Genomic DNA, 21,237 nt, shown 5'->3' on the forward strand with positions numbered 1-21,237 from the left:
TCCTGCCAGACTGGGCACATGAGCCTCCCGTTCGAGAGCGCGTACCGGCACGGCTTCGCGCGCATCGCGGCCTGCACGATCCCCGTCGCGATCGCCGACCCCGTCGCGAACGCCGACGCCGTGCTCGCGACGGCGCGCGAATGCGATGCCGACGCCGTCGCGGTAGCGGTGTTCCCCGAGCTGTGCCTCACGGGCTACTCGATCGAAGACCTCGTGATGCAGGACGCCGTGCTCGACGCCGTCGAGGCCGCGATCGAGCGGCTGGTCGAGGCATCCGTCGATCTGCTGCCGGTCATCGTCGTCGGTGCGCCGCTGCGAAAGCGCAGCCGCCTCTACAACTGCGCCGTCGTCATCCACCGCGGCGAGCTGCTCGGCGTGGTGCCGAAGTCGTATCTGCCGACGTATCGCGAGTTCTACGAGCGCCGCTGGTACGCGACGGGCGACGACCAGTCCGGCGAAGACATCCGCGTCGGAGCGCTCGAGGCGCCCTTCGGGCCCGACCTGCTGTTCGAGGCGCTCGATGTGCCGGGCCTCGTCGTGCACGCCGAGGTCTGCGAGGACGTGTGGGTGCCGATCCCACCGTCGGCGTCGGCGGCGCTCGCGGGCGCGACGGTGCTGCTCAACCTGTCGGGCAGCCCCATCACGATCGCGCGCGCGGAGGACCGCAAGGACCTCTGCCAGTCGCAGTCCCTGCGCTGCCTCGCGGCGTACGCCTACGCGGCGGCGGGGGCGGGCGAGTCCACGAACGACGTCTCGTGGGACGGCCAGACGATGATCTACGAGGGCGGCTCGCTGCTCGCCGAGACCGAGCGCTTCCCCGACGGGCCGCGCCGCAGCGTCGCCGACGTCGACCTCGACCGCCTCCGCCAGGACCGCATCCGCCAGGGAACCTTCGACGACAACCGCCGCACGCATGACCCGTACTTCCGCGTCGTGCACTTCGAGCTCGACCCGCCCACCGGCGACATCGGCCTGCGCCGACAGCTCGACCGCTTCCCCTTCGTGCCCGACGACCCTGCCCGCCTCGCGCAGGACTGCTACGAGGCCTTCAACATCCAGGTCTCGGGTCTCGTGCAGCGCATGACCGCGATCGGCGACCCCAAACCCGTCCTCGGCGTGAGCGGAGGCCTCGACTCGACCCACGCCCTGCTCGTCGTCGCGCGCGCGATGGACCGCATGGGTCGGCCGCGCAGCGACATCCTCGCCTACACGATGCCGGGCTTCGCGACGAGCGAGCACACGAAGTCGAACGCCATCGCGCTCGCCGAGACGATCGGCGCGTCGATCGACACGATCGACATCAGGCCCGCCGCGACCGAGATGTTCGAGCGCATCGGGCATCCCTTCGCCGACGGCGAGCCCGTGCACGACATCACGTTCGAGAACGTACAGGCGGGCCTGCGCACCGACTATCTCTTCCGCCTCGCGAACCAGCACGGCGGGATGGTGATCGGCACGTCCGACCTCTCCGAGCTCGCCCTCGGCTGGTCCACCTACGGCGTCGGCGACCAGATGAGCCACTACGCCGTCAACGCCGGCATCCCCAAGACGCTCATCCAGCACGTCATCCGCTGGGTCATCTCGCAGCGCGGCGACGAAGGCGGCTCGACGGCGCTGAGCGATCGCGCGCACGACGTGCTGCAGTCGGTGCTCGATACCGAGATCAGCCCCGAGCTCGTGCCGGCGGGGCAGGACGGCAAGATGCAGTCCACCGAGGACCGCATCGGCCCGTACGCGCTGCACGACTTCGCGCTGTTCTGGATCCTCCGCTACGGCGCACGTCCGTCGAAGATCGCGTTCCTCGCCGAGCATGCCTGGCAGGATCCGGATGCCGGTGCCTGGCCGCCCGGCTTCCCCGACGAGGATCGCTACGCGTACGACCTGCCGACGGTCGCGAAGTGGCTGCGCGTCTTCCTCAAGCGCTACTTCGCGTTCGCGCAGTTCAAGCGGTCCGCCATCCCGAACGGCCCCAAGGTGTCGCCCGTGGGCTCGCTGTCGCCGCGCGGCGACTGGCGCGCGCCCTCGGACGGCAACGCGCGGGTGTGGCTCGCCGAGCTCGATGCGGCGCTCCCGGACGGCAGCTGACCTCTCGCCCGGCGTCTCTCAGGCGTCGCTCCGGCGTGGCGACTCGCGGGTTCGCAGCATCCGTCGCCGCGTGTCGGGCCCCACGAACGACCAGCGCGTCGCCGAGCACGTTCTGGGTGACTTCTCGCCGCATCGCCTCGCCGCACGCGGCAAATACTCACCCCACCGCACACGCCCGCAGCCGCGTGGGGTGAGGTCACGCCGCATCACCTCACCGCACGCGGCAACAACTCACCCCACCGCACACGCCCGCAGCCGCGTGGGGTGAGGTCACGCCGCATCACCTCACCGCACGCGGCAACAACTCACCCCACCGCACACGCCCGCAGCCGCGTGGGGTGAGGTCACGCCGCATCACCTCACCGCACGCGGCAACAACTCACCCCACCGCACACGCCCGCAGCCGCGTGGGGTGAGGTCACGCCGCATCACCTCACCGCACGCGGCAACAACTCACCCCACCGCAGCCGCCGCAGGCGACGCGACTCGCAGGATCGCAGCATCCGTCGCCGCGTGTCGCGCCCCACGAGCGACCGATGCGTGCCTGGCTGCCTTGGGTGAGGTCCCGCCGCATCGATCCCCCGCACCCGGCAAATACTCACCCCACCGCACACGCCCGCAGCGGCGTGGGGTGAGGACCCGCCGCATCGATCCAACGCACGCGGCAACAACTCACCCCACCGCACCGGCGCGGGTGACGTGACTCGCGGGTTCGCAGCATCCGTCGCCGTGGGTCGCGCGCCCCGAACGAGCCGAGCCGGCGCTCAGTTCTCGTTCGAGTAGGCGAGCGTGATGATCCAGCCGTCGCGTGAGAGGTCGAGCAGGGAGTAGTGGACGGGACGGTCCGGGATCCAGCCCTTGTGCTTCGCCAGATCGAGTCGCACGTATTCGGGCTTCATCCGCACGCCGCGGCCGTCAGCCTCGCGCACCGCCTGCACCTTCGTCCAGTGGGACAGGAGCGAGTCGAGGTTCTCGACGTCGAAGATCTTCGAGTGCCGCTTCATCTCCGACAGACTCGCGTCGTCGGGGTGCGCGTCGCGCAGGTCGATGCCGAGCCGCACACCGTCGTCGGCGATCGCCGCGACCGTCGCGGCGCGGAAGCTCGCGGTGCGGATCTCGAGGGGAAGCTCCTTGCCGTCGATCTCGGCGAAGAGCTGCGTGTGGAAGCCGAACTGCGCGGGCGCCTCGCGCTCGATGCGGACGGCCTTCTCATCGACCTTCATACGCGCCGCGACGAGCTGCCGCGCGAGGATGCGCTTGCGGTCGTGCTCGGTGACCTTGGGATCCCATCCCAGTCGCGCGCCGATTCCGGACGGGGTGTCGAGCAGTACCGATTCCATGTGCGAGACCTCTTCCTGCGGCGGCGGGCCGCGCTTTCATACTGGCCCATCCCACGGCCCAGTGCACCCAGACGCGACGGCGATGAAGGTCCGCGCGTCGCCGTCGCCGTGAAGTCCCCCATCGCTTCGCGCCGCGATGGAAGACTTATCGCATGGCGGAGCGCGCGACGATCGTCGGCAGCGGGCCCAACGGGCTCGCCGCGGCCGTCGCCCTCGCCCGGGCGGGCTACGAGGTGCGCGTGCTCGAGGCATCCGCGACGATCGGCGGCGGCGTGCGCACGGCCGAGCTCACGCTGCCGGGGTTCCGCCACGACATCGGGTCGGCCGTGCACCCCGCGGCGCTCTCCTCGCCGTTCTTCCGCGCCTTCCGCCTGCGCGAGCGCATCGAGTGGATCGTCCCCGAGGCCGGGTTCGCGCAGCCGCTCGATCCCCTGACCCCGGGCGGCGCGGCCCGCGCCGGCGTCGCCTGGCACGATCTCGATCGCACGGCTGAAGGACTGGGGAGGGATGCCGCGGCCTGGCGCGCCGTCGTGCGCCCGCTCGCCCGGCACCTCGACGGCGTCGTCGACTTCACGGGACATCAGCTCTTGCGCGTGCCACGGCATCCTGTCACGACCGTCCGTTTCGGGCTCCGCGCCCTCGAGTTGGGCTCGGCGCTCAGCCGCCGCACGTTCCGGACGGACGAGGCCGCGGCGCTCTTCGCGGGGGTCGCGGCGCACGCGAACTCCTCACTGCCGTCGCCGGGGGCTGCGGCATCCGCTCTCTTCCTGCTCGCGCATGCGCACGTCGGCGACGGCTGGGCGTATCCGCGCGGCGGTGCGCAGGCGATCGCCGACGTGCTCGTCGCCGACCTGCGCGCGCACGGCGGGATCGTCGAGCCGGACTCCCCCGTGACCGACCTCGCCTCGCTCGACTGGGGCGACCCCCTCGCGGGCGACGTCCTGCTGCTCGACACGTCGCCTCGGCTCGTGCTGACGCACCCCGACATCCCTGCGTCGTACGCGCGCGACATCCGCCGCTACCGCTACGGCCCCGCCGCGGCGAAGGTCGACTTCGCGCTCGACGGACCCGTCCCCTGGGCGCACCCCGACGTCGCCGTCGCCCCCACGGTGCACCTGGGCGGCACGAGAGACGAGGTCGAGGCGAGCGAGAACGCCGTCGCGCGAGGTCGGATGACCGAGCGGCCCTTCGTCCTGACGGTGCAGCCCTCCGTGCTCGACCCGACGCGCGCGCCCGCGGGCAGGCAGGTCCTGTGGGCGTACATCCACGTGCCGTCGGGTTCGACGCTCGATCCGACCGAGCTCGTGACGCAGCAGGTCGAGCGGTTCGCGCCGGGGTTCCGCGACCGCATCCTCTCCTCGACGTCGATGCCCGCGTCGCGCCGCGAGGCCTCCAACCGGTCCGACGTCGGCGGCGACATCCTGGGCGGTGCGTTCTCGTTCGTGCAGGCGGTGCGGCGCCCCGTCTTCTCGCGGACACCGTGGCGCACCCCGATGCGCGGCGTGTACCTCGCCTCGGCCTCGACACCGCCGGGGCCTGGCGTCACGGGCATGCCCGGGTGGTTCGCGGCGCATCAGGCGCTCGTCGACAGCGCCGGGGTCGGCGTCACGCTCGACGATCTCTTCGGGTGATGCGGTGGACGGATTCGCCGCGGTCGACTTCGAGTTCGCTCGACAGGTGCTGCAGCGCGGGATCGCCGTCCTCTACGCCATCGCGTTCCTGTCGACGCTCAACCAGTTCCGCCCGCTCCTGGGCGAGCGGGGGATGCTGCCGGCGCCCGAGCTGCTCGGATGGGCGCGCGCCCGCACGCGCTGGCCGCTGCGCCCGACGCTGTTCCGCTTCGTTCCCTACTCCGACCGGCGGCTCGTGGCGCTGTGCATCGCGGGCATCGTCGTGGCGGCGGCGCTCGCGGCGGGGCTGCCGCAGCTGACCCAGCCATGGGTGCCGATGCTGTGCTTCCTCGCACTGTGGCTCGCCTACATGTCGATCGTGTCGATCGGGCAGACCTTCTACGGCTTCGGCTGGGAGATGCTGCTGCTCGAGGCCGGGTTCCTCGCGGCCTTCCTCGGATCGGACGATCAGCCGCCCGCGACGGCGGTCATCGTTCTGTTCTGGTGGCTGCTGTTCCGGCTCGAGTTCGGTGCGGGCATGATCAAGATCCGCGGCGGACGTGAGTGGCGCGACCTCACGGCCCTCACGTACCACCACGAGACGCAGCCGATGCCCGGCCCGCTCAGCCGCCAGGCGCACCTGCTCCCCCGCTGGTTCCACAAGGGCGAAGTCATCGGCAACCACTTCGCGCAGCTCGTCGTGCCCTGGTTCCTCTTCGCACCGATCCTCGGCCTCTGGGTGCCCGGCCCCGTCCCCGCCCTCGTCGGGGCCATCGCGGCGACCCTCGTGATCGCGACGCAGCTGTGGCTCGTCCTGACGGGCAACTTCGCGTGGCTCAACTGGGCGACGATCGTCGTCGCCTTCTCGGCGATCGGGCTCCCCGGCATCGGAGGCGGGTCATCGCCGCCGCCGACCGACCTGCCCTGGCTCGTCGACGGCATCGCGCTGCCGTGGGTCATCGTGACGTCGGGCGTCGCGCTGCTCTACGTCGTGCTCAGCTGGCCCGCGGCCCGCAACCTCGCCGCGCACCGCCAGCTCATGAACGCGAGCTTCAACCGCTGGCAGCTCGCGAACGCGTACGGGGCGTTCGGCACGGTGACCAAGCGCCGCATCGAGTACGTCGTCGAGGGCAGCGCGGGAGGTCCGGACGACGACGAGTGGCGCGAATACGGCTTCAAGGGGAAACCGGGAGATGTGCACCGGATGCCGCGCCAATGGGCCCCGTACCACCTGCGCCTCGACTGGCTCATGTGGTTCCTGCCGCTCGGCCGTTCACTCGAGGACTGGTTCTCGGTCTTCCTCGCGCGGCTTCTCGAGGCGGACCCCGCGACCCTTCGACTGCTCGCGCACGACCCCTTCGACGGGCACCGTCCCGAGTGGCTGCGCGTCGTGTCGTACCGCTATCGCTTCGCGACGCGCGAAGAGTTCCGTGCGACGGGGCAGCGCTGGATGCGGGACGAGAAGCGCGTGCTCGTGCGGCCTGTGCATCGGCGGGGCTGACACTCGGCCGACCCGACTGCCGGCGCGGCGCGCGCGGCCGACCCGTCCGCCGGCGCGACGCGCGCGGAGCAGCGGAGGGGCTCCCGCCCGAACGCCGGGGCGGCTGACGCTCCCCCGCGACAGCCGCCCAGGCGACCGACGGCACCCGAGCCGAGGCCCGGGTGCCACCCCGGTCATACCGAAGGGGCTATGAGACCCACTGCGTGAGGGGCCACGTGGTGGCCGCGAACACGGCCTGCCCCGAGAGCGAGGGGTGGAAGTAGTCGCGCGTCGAGATGTGCGACTTCTCGAAGGGGAAGTTGTAGATCGCGTTTCCGTCGTAGCGGCACTTCGCCGTCTGGCTGCACACGAGCTGCAGCACAGCGTTGTAAGCCTTGACCTGCTGGTCGACCAGGGCGCGGCGCTGAACATCGGCCGCCCTCGTGCTGCTGGGGTTCGCGAGCAGCGACTGGCAGATCTGCAGCAGGCCCCACGTGAGCCGGGCACTCGCGCTGCCCTTGTTGATGTCGTACATGCGCAGCAGATTCGGGATGCTCGCGACGAAGATCTCGCGCTGGGCGCCGTTCGCCGTCAGCGCCGCGATGCCGGCGCGGATGTTCGCTTCGAACGCCGCGGTCGAGGTCATGCCGCCGACCGTCCTCGTGCACGCGTCGTTGGCGCCGATCTCGATCGTGACGTACGTCGCGCCCTGAGTGACAGCCTTGTTCGCCTGAGCGAGCAGATTGCTCGAGGTGACCCCCGTGACGGCGTTCGTGAAGGTCGTGAGCGGCTGCGCCGGATAAGCGGCACGCAGCCGCGCGGCGTGCGAGACGACGCTCGCGTTCGTCCCGGTCGACCAGCTGTTGGCGGCGCACGTCGACAGGCTCGAGCAGGTCATGAGCCCCTGCGTGATCGAGTCGCCGAGACCCGCCATGACGGCGGGGGGCGGTGACGTCGTGGGAGTCGCAGATGCTGCGGACCCTCCGAAGAGCGCCGTCGTCGCGATGACGGCCCCCGCGAGGATCGTGGCCAGGACGCGGCGCGTCCCCTGGTGTCCGTGCATGAGTCGTCTCCTCGACGTTGAGGCGGCACGGGCGTCAGGAAACCGGGTGGGCGGGAACGCGAGCGCTTCGTGCTCTTCGGGAGACCGGCGCCCCCAGCGCCGGTCTTGGCGCAAACCTTATACCGCGGCCGATGCCTCCACAACCGGCCGGGCGGCCACGGCATCCTGCCGGATCACGCTCGGTCCGCGCGGGGTCCGCTCGACGAGCAGCTGCGCGGCGAGCCTCTCCTTCATCGTGTCGACGTGGCTGATGACGCCGACCGTGCGACCGCCCTGCCGCAGCTCGTCGAGCGTGTGCATCGCGAGTTCGAGCGTGTCGGCGTCGAGCGAGCCGAACCCCTCGTCGATGAAGAGCGTGTCGAGACGGATGCCGCCGGCCTGCGCCGTCACGACTTCGGCGAGCCCCAGGGCGAGCGCGAGGGACGCGAGGAAGGTCTCGCCGCCTGACAGCGATCGGGGCTGGCGAGCCTGTCCTGTGTAGGCGTCGAGGACCTCGAGGCCCAGCCCCGAGGCCACGCGGCGCGCGCCGACGGCGTCGGTGTGCTGGAGCCGATAGCGTCCGGCCGACATCGTGTCGAGCCGAAGGTTCGCCGCCGCGACGATCTCTTCGAGCTCGGCCGCGAGCACGAACGTCTCGAGGTCCATGCGGCTGTCGGTGCGGCCGGCGACGGCGTTCGCGAGCCCGGCGATGACCTCGTACTCTGCGGCTCGCTCAGCGGTCGCCGCGTACGCCTCGGCAGCACGGGAGGCGGCATCCGTCAGCTGCGTCGTGATCTCGGCATCGCGGGTGGCCTTCGCGACTGCCGCCTTCCAGCGGTCGCGCGCCGCCGTGGCGTCGATCTCGGCGACGTCGAGATCGACGAGCTCTTCGGGGGCACCCGCAAGTTCGCTCTCGAGATCGAAGAGCCGCTTGCGCTCGCCCGCGAAGTCCGCGTCGAAGCGTCGGATCGCGTCGCCGAGCGCGGCCCGGGTCGCGGCGTCGCGGAGCGCAGCCGAGGCCTCGTCCGCCGTCGTGAACGAGGTCTCGCCGATGCGGGCATCGCGGTCGGCCCCGACCTCGCTCGCCGCGATGTCGACGCGTGCGCGCTCGTCGAGCGCGTCGGCGAGGGCACGCGCGAGGGTGCGGCGGCGCTGCGCGGCGGCGATGCGGTCGGAGACCGCCGGGAAGTCGGCACGCGCGGCTTCGACGAGGGCGCGGGCATCGGCGGCCTGCTGCATCGTCGTGGCGCGGGCCTCGCGGCCGGCGACGAGCCGTGTCGTGAGGTCGTCTCGCTCGGTCGTCGCACCCGCGTCGTCCGACCTCAGCTGCCGCAGCTCGGTCTTGAGGGTCGCGACGACGGCCGCGGCGGCGGCTGCCTCCGCGACGCGCGACTCGGCGGCGGCGTGACGCGCGTCCAGCACGGCGAGCGCTTCGCCGCCGGCGCGGGCGGAGGCGTCGTGATGGAGGGCGCGCGCGTCGCGGGCGCGCTCGGAGGCGTCGCGGGCCGCCAGGGAGGCCGCCTCGACGGCGGACTCCGCCGCCGCGACGATGTCGTCGGTGACGGGTTCGCCGGAGGGCTCTGCGGGATGCGGATGCTCCGCCGCACCGCAGACGGGACACGGGTCGCCGTCGACGAGGTTCGCCGCGAGTTCGCCCGCGTAGCCGTCGAGTCGTCGCTGCAGGAGCACGCGGACGGCGCCCGAAGCGTGCTCGAGAGCACCCGCCGCGACGTGGTGGGCCGCTTCGGCGTCGCGTGCGAGCAGCGCGAGGCGTTCTGCCTCGAAGCCCGCCTCCCGACGCTGCAGCGCCTCGGCGAGGGAAGCGCGCGCGGCGTCCTGGGGCGGCGCCGCCGCCTCAGCCGCAGCGAGCTCGGGCTCGAGCGCGGCGAGCCGCGCAATCCGCGCAGCGGCACTCTCGGCGAGCGCGAGCAGGGCCGCGTCGATCTCGGCGACGACGCCCTCTTCGCGAGCCTGCGCCGCGTCGAGCGCGGGAAGCGAGCGCTCGACTTCGGCGGCGTGCGCCCAGACGGCGAGCTCGCCCGACAACACGTCGACGATCTCGCGGAGCTCGGCTGACCCTGCCTCCGGCTCGCCCGTCGCGATCCAGGCGGCCTTGGCCGACTGCTCCGCCTCCTCCGCGTGCGTCGCCGCCATCCGCGCGCGCGCCGCAGATTCGATCGGCGCGCGGACCGCCTCGGCCGCCCGCGCACGATCGAGCGTCCTGCGATCGACCTCGACGGCCGGGACGCGCTCCTCGAGTGCCGCGAACGCCGCCCGCGACGCCTGCCGCTCTTCCTGCCTCCGGCGCAGCGTCGTGAGACGCCCGAACTCCGCGAGCGCGACGTCGTGCGCCGTCTGCGCGTCGACGAGCAGGCGGGCCGATTCGTCGGCGCGGTAGCCCGCGCGGGGAATGGCCCGCTCGACGGCGCCGATGCGCTCGGAGACGGGCTGGGCCGCGGCAGTGACCGCGAGAGCCTCGAGGGTGGTATCGGCCGAGGCGGACTGGCCCGTCAGGTCGTTGTCGGCGATGATCCGCTCGGCCTGGGCGAGCTGCGCGTCGAGGGCCGCTCCGCCTGCTTCGAGACCCTGCTGCGCGAGGCGCTTGCGCTGCTCGAAGGAGTTCTCGTACTCCTCGTACCGGCGCGTGCCGAAGAGCGTGCGCAGCAGCGTCTGACGGTCTTCGTTGCCCGCGAGGAGGAACTCCGCGAACCGGTTCTGCGCGAGCAGGATCACCTGCTGGAACTGGTCGCGGTTGAGCCCCAGGATCCCGTCGAGCAGCTCGGCGACCTCGCGGTACTTCGTGGCGCGACCGATCCACGCCTCCCCGACGAGCTGCTCGACGAGGACTGACGACTTCTGGACCGTCATTCCCTCGCCGCGCGCCTTCGGCCGCTCGTACTCCGGGCTGCGGGTCACCCGCCAGCGCGCGCCCGCCGCCGAGAACTCGAGCCGCACCTCGGTCGGCTCGTCGGGGTCGGCGTGGTCGCTCCGCAGGCCCCGGTCGCCGCCGTCGTACCGCGGCACCGTCCCGTAGAGCGCGTAGCAGACCCCGTCGAGGATGCTCGACTTGCCTGCGCCCGTGCGCCCCGAGATGAGGAACAGCCCGTCGGCGTCGAACGCGTCGAAGTCGACAGTCTGCCGATCGCGGAACGGCCCGAAGCACTGCAGGTCGAGACGATGGAGCTTCATGCGGACGCCTCGGCGACGGCCTTCTCGACGGTGCCTTCGGCGGAGCCGGGTGCGGCCGCCGCGTGCTCGGCCAGCACGTCGCGGATGATCTCGCTCTCGCGCTCGGATGCCCCGACACCATTGCGCACGTGCGCGAGGAACGCGTCGACGAGGTCGTGGTCATCGCCCTTCGCCGTCCGCACGCGCGCTCCGTAGGTGAGCCCGTCGGCGGCTGCCGTGATGCTCGGCACGTGCGCGACCGTCGCGCAGAAGGGGAAGCGCTGCTGCAGCCGCCGCATGGGGTCGCGCTGAGGCGCGGCATCCGTGTACCGAGCGCTGACCCAGGCGTCTTCATCGGCGGCGAACCGCGGATCGTTCAGCAGCTCGTCGAGCGTCGCCTCGAGCTTGACGAGGCGACGCGGGACGGGGAGCTCGAGCCACTCGGCCCCTGCGAAGCCGTCGGCGTCGAGGTCGACGAGCCACGAGCCGCGCTGCTTGCCCGCCTCGCCGAAGCTGTAGTGCAGCGGCGCCCCGACGTACCGCACCGTCTCGGAGAGCTGCTGTCGCCCGTGGATGTGCCCGAGCGCGACGTAGTCGGGTCGCGCGAAGGTCGACAGCTGCACGACGTCGAGACCGCCCTGCTGGATGTCGCGCTCGACGCCCGGCGTCGGCTCGACGTTCGCCGTGAAGCAGTGCGAGATCGCGACAGAGCGCCCGCCGCGCTCGTCGAGGTCGGCCTCGACGAGGCTTATGGCGTGCGCGACGGCCTGGCTCTGCGTGCGCAGCTCGACATCGTGCCACAGGTGGCGCACGAGCGCGGGCTCGAGATACGGGATGCCGTAGAAGTGCACGGGGCCGTGCGCGTCGTCGATCGTGATGGGCGTGCCGATCGACAGCGGGTCGGTCACGACGTGGATGCCCTCGCGCAGGAGCGCGGACTGGAACCCGAGCCGCGCGGCGGAGTCGTGGTTGCCGCTCGTGACGATGACGCGTGCGCCCGTGTCGGCGAGGCCGCGGAGCGCATCGGAGAGCAGCGTGTAGGACGCTGCCGCCGGCACCGCCGAGTCGAACACGTCACCCGCGACGAGCACGACGTCGACGCGATGCTCGCGCACCTGCGCGGTCAGCTCGTCGAGCACACCGCGCAGCGCACCGAGCGTCGAGTGCCCGTGGAAGGTGCGCCCGATGTGCCAGTCGGAGGTGTGCAGGATCCGCATGCCAACCACGGTATGCGCGCCCTCCGACATCGCCTCCGAGGCGTGCCGTGGGGCCGCGGGCCGGTGCCACGATGGACCCATGCCCGCCTCCGAGCCGCCCCTCGACGTCGTCGCCGCCGTGATCGAGCGCGACGGGCTGATCCTCGCCTGCCGCCGCCGGGCGGAGAAGTCGGCGGGCGGCAGGTGGGAGTTCCCCGGGGGCAAGGTCGAGCCCGGCGAGACGCCGACCGCGGCGCTCGTGCGCGAGATCCGCGAAGAGCTCGGCATCGGCATCCGCGTGACGGGCCTGCTCACCGACGACGTCACCGGGCCGATCCGCCTGATCTGTCTCCTCGCGGAACTCGAGGACGACGCGCCGACGGCGAGCACGGATCACGACGAGCTGCGGTGGGTCGAACCCGCACGACTGGGCAGCCTCGCGTGGGCGGACGCCGATCTGCCCGCCGTGCGGCTGCTCGCGACGTGACCGCGCCCCGCAGAGGGCCCAGCGGGCCGAGCACCAGCCACCCGCAGCCGGGTGTTTCCGGAAAGTATGCGGGGCGTCACCCCGGCGAAACACATCCGGGCGTACCGTGGAATATGGCGCCCTCGACCGAACGCTCCCCACGATCGACCGTCGTCGCTCTCGTCGGATCCGAGAGCGACGCCCTTCTCGCCGGACTGCACGGCCTGCCCGCCCTCGCCGCCCTCTCGCTGCACGGGGCCGAGCCGGCCGAGGCCACGCGCGCTCTCGCCACCGCCAGCACGCCGTACGTCGTGCACGACGCCGATCCGCTCGAGCACGTCGCCGCCGCGTGGGTCGAGCTGTTCGGCGAGCAGTCGACCCTCGGCACCCTCGAGGTCGAGGTCGACATGGTGCTCGCGCAGTTCGACGCCGGCGTCGTCGTCATGCCCGACTACTACATCGTCCTGGGCCCCGACGCGATCGACGGCACGTGGCGCCACTGGTGGCTCGGCGCGCTCGCGCACCGCGCGCCCTCCCGCGTGCTGCCGGTCGAGGCATCGGCATCCGCTCTGCGCGCCCGTCTGCGCGCGCTGCCGACCTCGCGCCCGTGGCCGGAGCCGGCCGAGTGGCTGCCGCGCGTGCATTTCGACATCCCGGATCGCGTCGGCCTGCGCGACGACCACCCCGGCGCCGCCTGACCCCCGCCCGCGCGTCCGGTTGCCACAGCAGACGGCAAGGCGATGCCGGCTCCCCACATCCTGCGGCAAGCCGGCATCGCGGAGACGTCAGGCAGGTCAGGCCGGGATCGCGCGCTCCCGGACGAGATCGGCGTACCAGTGCCCCGAGTCCTTCACGGTGCGCTCGAGCGTCTCGAAGTCGACGCGCACGATGCCGAACCGCTTGGCGTAGCCGTACCCCCACTCGAAGTTGTCGAGGAGCGACCACACGAAGTAGCCGCGAAGATCGACTCCCTGCGAGAGCGCGCGGTGCGCGGCGGTGAAGTGCCGGCGCAGATAGTCGAGGCGCTCGACATCCGGAACCGAGCCGTCCTCGGAGACCTCGTCCTCGAAGGCGGCGCCGTTCTCGGTGATCATGAGCGGCTGGTCGGGGAACTGCTCCGACAGCGACAGCAGCAGCTCTTCGAGCCCTTCCGGCGCGATGTTCCAGCCCATCGCGGTGTACGGGCCGGGCTGCTCGACGAACTCCACGGCCTGGTCGCTGCCGGGCCACGCCGTCCCGCCCGCGGCGCCCTTGTGGCCGTCGTTCATCTGCTTCTCGGAGACGCCGTCCCACAGCCGGACGGTCGCCGTCGAGTAGTAGTTGACGCCGAGGACGTCGATCGGCTGGTGGATCGCCGCGAGGTCGCCGTCCTGCACGAACGACCAGTCGGTGACGGATGCCGTGTCCTCGAGCAGATCGGCGGGATACTCGCCGCGCAGCATGGGGCCCGTGAAGGCCCGGTTCGCGAGGCCGTCGATCCGCCGTATCGCCTCGGGCGCACCCTCTCCCACGCCGCGGAGGACGTGGAAGTTGAGCGTCACGGAGTACTCCGGAGTGCCCGTCGAGGTCGCGCGCAGCGCCGTGAGGGCACGGCCGTGCGCGAGGTTCAGGTGGTGCACGGCGGCGAGCGCCGCCGCGGGCTCGTGACGGCCGGGCGCATGACCGCCCTGGCCGTAGCCGAGGTACGCCGAGCACCACGGCTCGTTGAGCGTCGTCCAGGTGTGCACGCGGTCGCCGAGCGCCGTGCCCACGATCGCCGCGTAGTCCTCGAAGGCGTCGGCGGTCGCACGCGAGGCCCATCCGCCGAGGTCCTCGAGCGGCTGCGGGAGGTCCCAGTGGTAGAGCGTCGCGACGGGCTTGATGCCGCGCTCGAGCAGGCCGTCGACGAGGCGCGAGTAGAAGTCGATCCCGGCCTGGTTCGCCGGGCCGCGGCCCGAGGCCTGGATGCGCGGCCACGCGATCGAGAACCGGTACGCGTCGAGGCCCAGCGAGGCCATGAGGTCGAGGTCCTCGTCGAGGCGGTGGTAATGATCGCACGCGACATCGCCCGTGTCGCCGTTCCACACCTTGCCGGGGGTCTTCGAGAACGTGTCCCAGATCGACGGCCCGCGGCCGTCCTCCGAGGCCGCACCCTCGACCTGGTACGACGCGGTCGCCGAGCCGAACGTGAAGCCCACAGGGAAGACGAGTCCCGAGTCGCGGTAGTCGGGTCGGCCCTGGGTCACTGCGACCCGGTTTGAGATCTGCGACGCGGGGGTGTCGAGATGATGCTGCACCTGGGTCATCGTGTCACCTTCGAGAGGTCGGCGTTCAGGGTCTGTGTGCGTCCGTCGGGCGTGGTGACTCGCACCGACTTCTCGCCCTCGCCGCCCGGGAACACGCGTAGCGTGAGCCCGTCGAGGTAGTCGTAGTCGGGGCGATCGTGCCGCGCGCCCCACGGGATGACGGCGCCCGGCCGCACGTAGATCGGCAGCGACGTGAACCCGTGGTTCTCGCGGCGCCAGCCGCCGCCCTGCACCTCTTCGCCCGTCAGCAGGTGCGTCCACGTTCCGGCCGGCAGGTAGAACTCCACGTCACCCGTCGGAGTGAAGACGGGGGCGACCAGGATGTCGGAGCCGAGCATGTACTGCCGGTCGAGGTACGCCACCGAGGGGTCGTCCGGGAACTCGACCTGCATCGGCCGCGCGAGCGCGATGCCCGTGGAAGCGGCATCCACTCCCGCCTGGAACAGGTACGGCATGAGCTGCATCTTGAGGTGCGTGAAGACGCGCGTGACCTCGACGGCCTCCTCGTCGAAGGCCCACGGCACACGGTACGAGCCCGAGCCGTGGAAGCGCGAGTGCGAGCCGAGCAGGCCGAACGCGGTCCAGCGCTTGTACACACCGGCATCCGGGGTGCCCTCGAAGCCGCCGATGTCGTGGCTCCAGAACGCGAACCCGCTGAAGGCCAGGGAGAGGCCGCCGCGGAGGGTCTCTGCCATCGACGCGAACGTCGAGGTGTTGTCGCCGCCCCAGTGCACGGGCATCGACTGCCCGCCCGTCGTCGCGGAGCGCGCGAACACGACGGCGTCCTCCGGCCCGCGCGCCTCGACGAGGACGTCGTGGACGGCCTTGTTGTAGAGCTGCGTGTAGAGGTTGTGCATGCGCGACGGGTCGGAGCCGTCGAAGTACTCGACCTCGAGCGGGATCCGCTCGCCGAAGTCGGTCTTGAAGCAGTCGACGCCCTGAGCGACGAGGCGCCGCAGGTGAGCCTGGAACCATGCCGTCGCGTCGGGGTTCGTGAAGTCCACGAGCCCCATGCCGGCCTGCCACAGGTCCCACTGCCACACTGAGCCGTCGGGACGCTTCACGAGGAAGCCCTGGGCGGCGGCCTCCGCGAACAGCGGCGAGCGCTGCGCGATGTACGGGTTGATCCAGACGCAGACGCGGAGGTCCTTGTCGTGCAGGCGCGCGAGCATGCCGTCCGGGTCGGGGAAGACCCGCGGATCCCACTCGAAGTCGCACCAGTTGAACTCGCGCATCCAGAAGCAGTCGAAGTGGAAGACCGAGACGGGCAGCTCGCGCCGCGTCATCTCGTCGATGAAGCCCGTGACGGTCGCCTCGTCGTAGTCGGTCGTGAACGAGGTCGAGAGCCACAGGCCGTACGACCACGCGGGCACGATCGGGGGGCGGCCCGTGAGCGCCGTGTAGCGCGAGAGCACGTCCTTGGGCGTGGGGCCCGCGATGACGAAGTACTCGAGCTCTTCGCCCGCGACGGCGAACTGCACGCGCTCGACGGCCTCCGAGCCGATCTCGAACGAGACGTGCCCCGGGTCGTTGACGAGGATGCCGTAGCCGCGGTTCGAGAGGTAGAACGGGACGTTCTTGTACGCCTGCTCGCTCGAGGTGCCGCCGTCGGCGTTCCAGATGTCGACGGTCTGGCCGTTCTTGACGAGCGGGCCGAACCGCTCGCCGAGGCCGTAGATGAGCTCCCCCACGCCGAGGTCGAGCTGCTCGTGCAGGTACGCCTTGGAATGCGGCGCGCCGAGGCCCGAGCGCGCGTTGCCCGCGACGCCGTGGCGCACATCGGCGTTCTCGGCGAGCTGCATGTAGCCCTGCGACTTGTGGCCGCTGCCCGTGACGCGCACGCCGTCGACCTCGAACGAGAGGTTCCACGGGTCTCCCGGCGCGATGCGCGCCGTGAGCGGCCCGCTCGTCACGAGACCTGCTCCGTCGTCGGCGATCGAGACCGCGCCGGCGCCCTCCACGGCACCCGGCAGGTCGAACCCGCCGTGGCGCGTGCCGCCCGTGTGGTGCGAGATCCGCACGCGCACGACGCCCTCGAGCGGCGAGGACAGCTCGACCGACAGTGTCGGACGGTTCAGGATGTCGCCGCGCTTGGCGATCACGACGGTGGGGGCCGTGATCTGCAGGCCCGCGCCGTCGGCCGCGGCATCCGTCTCCCATATGTCGAAGGCCTCCTGAGCGTAGAGCGCCGTGACGCCCGGGCGGAGCTGCCAGAATCCGTCGGTGAACTTCATTACTTGACCGCTCCTGCCGTGATGCCGCGAGTGAGTGTGCGCTGGAAGATGAGGAAGAAGATGATCGTCGGGATGATGCTCAGCAGAGCCGCCCCGGCGGTCGTCGTGACGTCCATGAGCCGATCGCCGGTCAGGACGCTGATGGCGACCGGGACCGTCTGGTTGGCGTTGGACGGCAGGAACGTCAGCGGAATGAGGAACTCGTTCCACGTCCAGATGAAGAAGAAGATGAGCAGCACCGAGAGCGTCGGGCGGCTGATCGGGATGACGACGCGCCACAGGATCTGCCAGCGCGTCGCCCCGTCGAGAGACGCCGCCTCGAGCACTTCCTTCGGGAACGTGCCGTACACCGAGGACAGCAGGTACGTGCCGAATGCGGCCTGCACGACGGTGAAGACGATGATGACCGACCACACGTTGTCGTAGAGGTGGACCGACTTGAACATGTAGTAGAGCGGGTAGAGCAGCGCCTCCTGCGGCAGCAGGTTGGCCATCAGGAACAGGAGGACGATCCAGGAGCGTCCGCGGACCCGCCCGATGCCGATCGCGAAGGCGTTGAGCACCGAGATCAGCACCGCGAGCAGCGCGACGACGCCCGAGATGAAGATCGAGTTCCACACCTTCTGGGGGAAGTTCACGCGGTTCCAGAAGGCCTGGATGCCGGTGAAGTCCAGCGCCTGCGGGAGCGCGAACGGACCCGAGGTCGCGTAGTCGACGGGCGACTTGAAGGCGTTCACGAGGATCAGGTAGAAGGGCACCATGACGACGAGGGCGACGAGGATGACGGCGACCAGGAGGATCCAGTCGATCGCGCGCTTCTTGGTCATGCCGCCGCGGGGCTTGCCGACGCGCTGCTTGTCGGCGCGCGTCTTGCCCGGCGTGAGGATGGCGGTCGTCGCGGTCATCACAGTCCCGCCCTTTCCTTGCGCTCCATCGAGTTCTGGACCCGGATGAAGATGATCGAGACGACCACGACGAGGATCGTGAGCACCGTCGCGATCGTGGCGCCGTAGCCGATGTTCCGCTTCGTGAAGAACTCGGTGTAGGCGTAGTAGGCGGGCACGAGCGTCGCGCCGGCGGGACCGCCCTGCGTGATGACGTACACGGGGCCGAAGACCTTGAGCGCCGCGATCGTGCACGTGAGCGTCACGACGAAGACCTCGGGGCGGATGATGCTGAGCGTGATGGCGCTGAACCGCTGGTACCAGTTGGCGCCGTCGAGCTCAGCCGCCTCGTACAGCTCGGGGTCCACACGCTGGAGAGCCGCCATGAACACGACGATCGGGTAGCCGAGCTGCACCCAGACGAGGACTCCCATGAGCACGAGGAGCGCCGAGGGCATCTGGCCGAGCCAGTCGTAGGCCGGGATGCCGAGGACCGCGAGCATCTGGTTGACCGACCCCGTCGCGCCGGGCCGGAACATCCACCCGATGACGATGCCGGCGACCGCGATGGGGAGGATCTGCGGGAGGTAGTAGGTGGCCCGCAGGAAGCTGCCGACCTTGCCGCCGAACTTGCGCCCGACGACGTCGAACAGGATGGCGGCGACGAGGAGTCCGATGGTCGTGGGGATCACGACCATCGCGAGGACCATCCACACGGAGTTCGTGAACGACGTCCAGAAGTCTTCGTCCGTGAAGATCTTGAACCAGTTCTCGAGGCCGATGAACTCGGGGGTCCGGACGCCTCGCCACTTCGTGAAGGTCAGGTAGATGTTGAAGATGAGGGGGATGACGACGATGACCAGGAGAAGGACGAACCCCGGCAGGAGGTAGAGCCAGTACCCCGCGGTCCCGCCCTTGCGCTGCGGGATCGATGGCTCTTCGGGAGGAAGCTTCGTGCGCGCGCTGCGTTCGGCGCGGGTGATGACTGACATGGGTGCGACTCCTCTTGAGGGCGGTGGGTGGCGTCGCCGCCACCCACCGCCGATCGGGTCAGCGGAAGTCCGCTGTTCCTTCTTCGTATTCGGCGCCGAGGTTGGCGTTCGTCGTCTTCGCGTCCTGCGTGCCGGTCACGAGACCCTGCAGCTCACGCACGATGACGTCGTAGAAGCCCGCGGCGGGCCAGTCGGGGTAGAACGACAGGCCGTCGTTGTCGAGCACTCCGTTGAACGCCGCGATGAGCTCCTGGCTCTTGGCGTCGGTGATGTCCTCGGGGTCGGCCGCGACGGGCAGTCCGCCGTTGTTGCCGATGATCGCCTGGATCTCGGGGCGCATCGTGATGTCGATGAACTCGTACGCGAGCTCCTTGTTGGCCGCGTTCTCGGGCACGACCCACAGGTTGCCGGACGAGCCGAGCGAGAGCTGCGAGTCGGGGAAGGCCTGGAGCGTCCAGTCGAAGCCGGCCTGCTCGACGAAGCGGCCGTACCACCACGAGCCCGACACGAAGATCGGAGCGGTGCCGTTGATGAACGAGACGCCCGCGTCCTCGGCCTTGACCGACGAGACGTCCGAGGCGATGTAGCCCTTGTCGACGTAGTCCTTGAGGGTCTCGGTCGCGTAGGTCAGCTCGTCGCCCTGCCAGTCGACGGGGTTCTCGTAGAGCTGGTAGTCGTTGACGAACTGGCGGTCCGCCTGCGTCAGCGCGAGCTGGTACCAGAGCTGTCCGAGCGGGTACTCGGCGCCGGCCTCGGCGAGCGGCGTGATGCCCTGAGCGACGAAGGCGTCGAGGACGGCCAGGAACTCGTCGTAGGTCGTGGGGATCTCGAGTCCCGCCGCCGCGAAGGCGTCCTTGTTGTAGTAGACGCCGACGAACTCGCCGTAGTTCGGGATGCCGTACCAGGTGTCGCCGCCCATGACGCCGTCTTCGGAGTACTTGGCGGTCGTCTGCAGCGAGGGGGCGAGCTTGTCGGCCCAGCCGTACTCGTCGACGGCGTCGGAGATGTCGGTGATGAGCCCCGTCGACGCGAGGAAGCCCGCCGTCGCGTTGCCCTTGTTGAACTCCATGAGGTCGGGAGCGGCATCCGAGTCGAGCACCTGGCTCGCGGTCTTCTGGATCTGCTCGAACGACTTCTGCTCGAACTCGACAGTCGCGCCGGTCTCCTCTTCGAAGACCTTGATGGCCTCGTTCCAGGCCTTGGCCATGGCGCTGTCTTCGCCCTCGTAGTGCCAGAGCTTGAGGGTGTCACCGCTCTCGCTGTCCGAGCCGCCCGCTGAGCAGCCGGCGAGGGCAAGGGCGGCGACGGTCAGGGCTCCGGCGGCCGCGAGGGTCCTCTTCTTGGTGATGCGTGCCATCCTCGGCACTCCTTTCTTGGTTCCCGGAACACCGGGCGGGTGGGTCAGGCGGGTCGCGATCCTGCGGGTGCTGCGACGGACCTGTTGTCGTAGTAGACGGGTGGGAGGAGATGAAGGCCGGGCTCGGGGCGCTCGGGCGTGAGGCTCAGCACCGCGAGGTCGACGGCGAGGTCGCACGACGACGCGGGGACGAGCGGGATGACGTCGATCTGCAGCGGCAGGGTGGTCGTGTCGAAGGATGCGGCGACCGAGACGATGGAGAGGTCGCGGGGGATGCTCAGACCGCGGTCGGCGATCTCGGCGAGCACGGCGTGGTGCACATCGTCCGTCGCGTGCACGAGGAGGGCCGTGGCACCGGCGTCGAGCAGGCTCGCGGTCGCGGCACGCGTGACCTCGACGCTCGCCATGCGGTCGCCCGAGACGCGGAAGTCGTGCAGCAGTCCGCGCTCTGCGGCGCGGCGCTCGAAGGCCGTGCGCACGCGCGGCGGGAAGTTCGACTTCTCGTAGGCGACCTGCGGCTGCCCGATGAGGCCGATGCTGCGGTGCCCCGCATCGGCGACGCGGTCGACCGCGAGCGTCGCGGCCGCGTGGAAGTCGAGGTCGACGCATACGAGACCCTCGTGGTCGTCGGGCACGCCGATGAAGATCGAGGGCGTCGAGATCGACCGGGCGAGGGCGACCCGCTCGTCGTCGGGCGCGACGTCGAGCACGAGGATCGCGTCGACGAGCCCGCTCGCCGCGACCCGCGCCATGCCCGCCGAGGCCTGCTCGTCGGTGAGCAGGAGGACGTCGTAGTCGTTGCGGCGCGCGGCCACGGCCGTCGCGAGGACGAACGACATGTGCGTCGGCGCGTGGGTGTCGCGACGCAGCGGCTCGGTGAGGGCGAAGATGTGCGTGCGGCTCCCCGCGAGCATCCGGGCGCCCGCATTGGGGCTGTACCCGAGCTCGTGGACGGCCGCCTCGATCCGCTTGCGCGTCTCGGGCGCGACGGGCCGCTTGCCGCTCAGCGCGTACGACACGGTGCTGATCGACACGCCGGCGGCCTCTGCCACCTCGTTGATCTTCGCCATCGCGTACTCCGTCGTGCAGGGCGGCTGC

General features: G+C 70.8%; 15 protein-coding genes. 5 read left to right on the plus strand and 10 right to left on the minus strand.

From position 1 onward, the window contains the following. Positions 1-18 precede the first annotated feature (18 nt). Positions 19-2,085, plus strand: a complete 2,067-nt coding sequence (locus MJ607_RS04045) for an NAD(+) synthase (protein WP_243074238.1) — start codon at positions 19-21, stop codon at positions 2,083-2,085. A 764-nt stretch (positions 2,086-2,849) separates the two neighbouring features. Here MJ607_RS04045 and MJ607_RS04050 read toward each other — a convergent pair. Continuing rightward, positions 2,850-3,425, minus strand: a complete 576-nt coding sequence (locus tag MJ607_RS04050) for a hypothetical protein (protein ID WP_243074239.1) — start codon at positions 3,423-3,425, stop codon at positions 2,850-2,852. A gap of 152 nt (positions 3,426-3,577) precedes the next feature. On the opposite strand from MJ607_RS04050, the gene MJ607_RS04055 reads away from it, so the two are divergent. Together MJ607_RS04055 and MJ607_RS04060 are read left to right on the plus strand one after the other, a co-directional pair. Next, positions 3,578-5,056: an NAD(P)/FAD-dependent oxidoreductase gene (locus tag MJ607_RS04055; RefSeq protein ID WP_243074240.1), complete on the plus strand. Its 1,479-nt coding sequence runs from the start codon at positions 3,578-3,580 to the stop codon at positions 5,054-5,056. A gap of 4 nt (positions 5,057-5,060) precedes the next feature. After that, positions 5,061-6,536 carry a lipase maturation factor family protein gene (locus MJ607_RS04060; protein WP_243074241.1) on the plus strand — a complete coding sequence of 492 codons (1,476 nt, stop codon included), beginning with the start codon at positions 5,061-5,063 and terminating at the stop codon, positions 6,534-6,536. Between the two features lie 187 nt (positions 6,537-6,723). On the opposite strand, the gene MJ607_RS04065 is transcribed toward MJ607_RS04060, so the two are convergent. The 3 genes from MJ607_RS04065 to MJ607_RS04075 all read right to left on the minus strand — a co-directional run bounded on the left by MJ607_RS04065 (position 6,724) and on the right by MJ607_RS04075 (position 11,942). Then, entirely contained in the window at positions 6,724-7,578 is an 855-nt protein-coding gene (locus MJ607_RS04065) for a GDSL-type esterase/lipase family protein (protein ID WP_243074242.1), read from the minus strand. Positions 7,579-7,695: 117 nt separating this feature from the next. Beyond that, on the minus strand, positions 7,696-10,746 hold the full coding sequence (locus MJ607_RS04070) for an AAA family ATPase (protein WP_243074243.1): 3,051 nt from the start codon (positions 10,744-10,746) through the stop codon (positions 7,696-7,698). Next, entirely contained in the window at positions 10,743-11,942 is a 1,200-nt protein-coding gene (locus tag MJ607_RS04075) for an exonuclease SbcCD subunit D (protein WP_243074244.1), read from the minus strand. Before MJ607_RS04075 ends, MJ607_RS04070 begins: the two co-directional genes overlap by 4 nt. A 79-nt stretch (positions 11,943-12,021) precedes the next feature. On the opposite strand from MJ607_RS04075, the gene MJ607_RS04080 reads away from it, so the two are divergent. Both MJ607_RS04080 and MJ607_RS04085 read left to right on the plus strand, forming a co-directional pair. Further along, the gene (locus MJ607_RS04080) at positions 12,022-12,408 is read left to right on the plus strand and encodes a (deoxy)nucleoside triphosphate pyrophosphohydrolase (protein WP_243074245.1); all 387 of its coding nucleotides are present in this window, start codon (positions 12,022-12,024) and stop codon (positions 12,406-12,408) included. Positions 12,409-12,521: 113 nt separating this feature from the next. Next, positions 12,522-13,085, plus strand: coding sequence for a hypothetical protein (locus MJ607_RS04085; RefSeq protein WP_243074246.1), 564 nt, complete (start codon positions 12,522-12,524; stop codon positions 13,083-13,085). Positions 13,086-13,181: 96 nt separating this feature from the next. Here the strand turns inward: MJ607_RS04085 and MJ607_RS04090 are convergent, their stop codons facing one another. Genes MJ607_RS04090 through MJ607_RS04115 form a run of 6 tightly spaced genes read right to left on the minus strand, consistent with a single transcriptional unit; the run spans position 13,182 to position 21,209 of the window. Continuing rightward, positions 13,182-14,672: a GH1 family beta-glucosidase gene (locus MJ607_RS04090; RefSeq protein ID WP_243074247.1), complete on the minus strand. Its 1,491-nt coding sequence runs from the start codon at positions 14,670-14,672 to the stop codon at positions 13,182-13,184. After that, positions 14,669-16,906 carry an alpha-xylosidase gene (gene yicI / locus MJ607_RS04095; protein ID WP_243074248.1) on the minus strand — a complete coding sequence of 746 codons (2,238 nt, stop codon included), beginning with the start codon at positions 16,904-16,906 and terminating at the stop codon, positions 14,669-14,671. Before yicI ends, MJ607_RS04090 begins: the two co-directional genes overlap by 4 nt. Then, a complete protein-coding gene (locus tag MJ607_RS04100) occupies positions 16,906-17,811 on the minus strand; it encodes a carbohydrate ABC transporter permease (RefSeq protein ID WP_243074249.1) in 906 nt (301 codons plus the stop codon). Before MJ607_RS04100 ends, yicI begins: the two co-directional genes overlap by 1 nt. Beyond that, positions 17,811-18,782, minus strand: coding sequence for a carbohydrate ABC transporter permease (locus MJ607_RS04105; protein WP_243074250.1), 972 nt, complete (start codon positions 18,780-18,782; stop codon positions 17,811-17,813). The genes MJ607_RS04100 and MJ607_RS04105 overlap by 1 nt, the downstream gene beginning before the upstream one ends. Before the next feature lie 58 nt (positions 18,783-18,840). Beyond that, positions 18,841-20,139 (minus strand): ABC transporter substrate-binding protein, encoded by a 1,299-nt coding sequence (locus tag MJ607_RS04110; RefSeq protein ID WP_243074251.1) that lies wholly within the window; start codon positions 20,137-20,139, stop codon positions 18,841-18,843. Positions 20,140-20,183: 44 nt separating this feature from the next. After that, a complete protein-coding gene (locus tag MJ607_RS04115; RefSeq protein ID WP_243074252.1) occupies positions 20,184-21,209 on the minus strand; it encodes a LacI family DNA-binding transcriptional regulator in 1,026 nt (341 codons plus the stop codon). Positions 21,210-21,237: the final 28 nt, after the last annotated feature.

Origin of the sequence: Microbacterium sp. SS28, assembly GCF_022761035.1 — a bacterium.
Classification (GTDB): Bacteria; Actinomycetota; Actinomycetes; order Actinomycetales; family Microbacteriaceae; genus Microbacterium.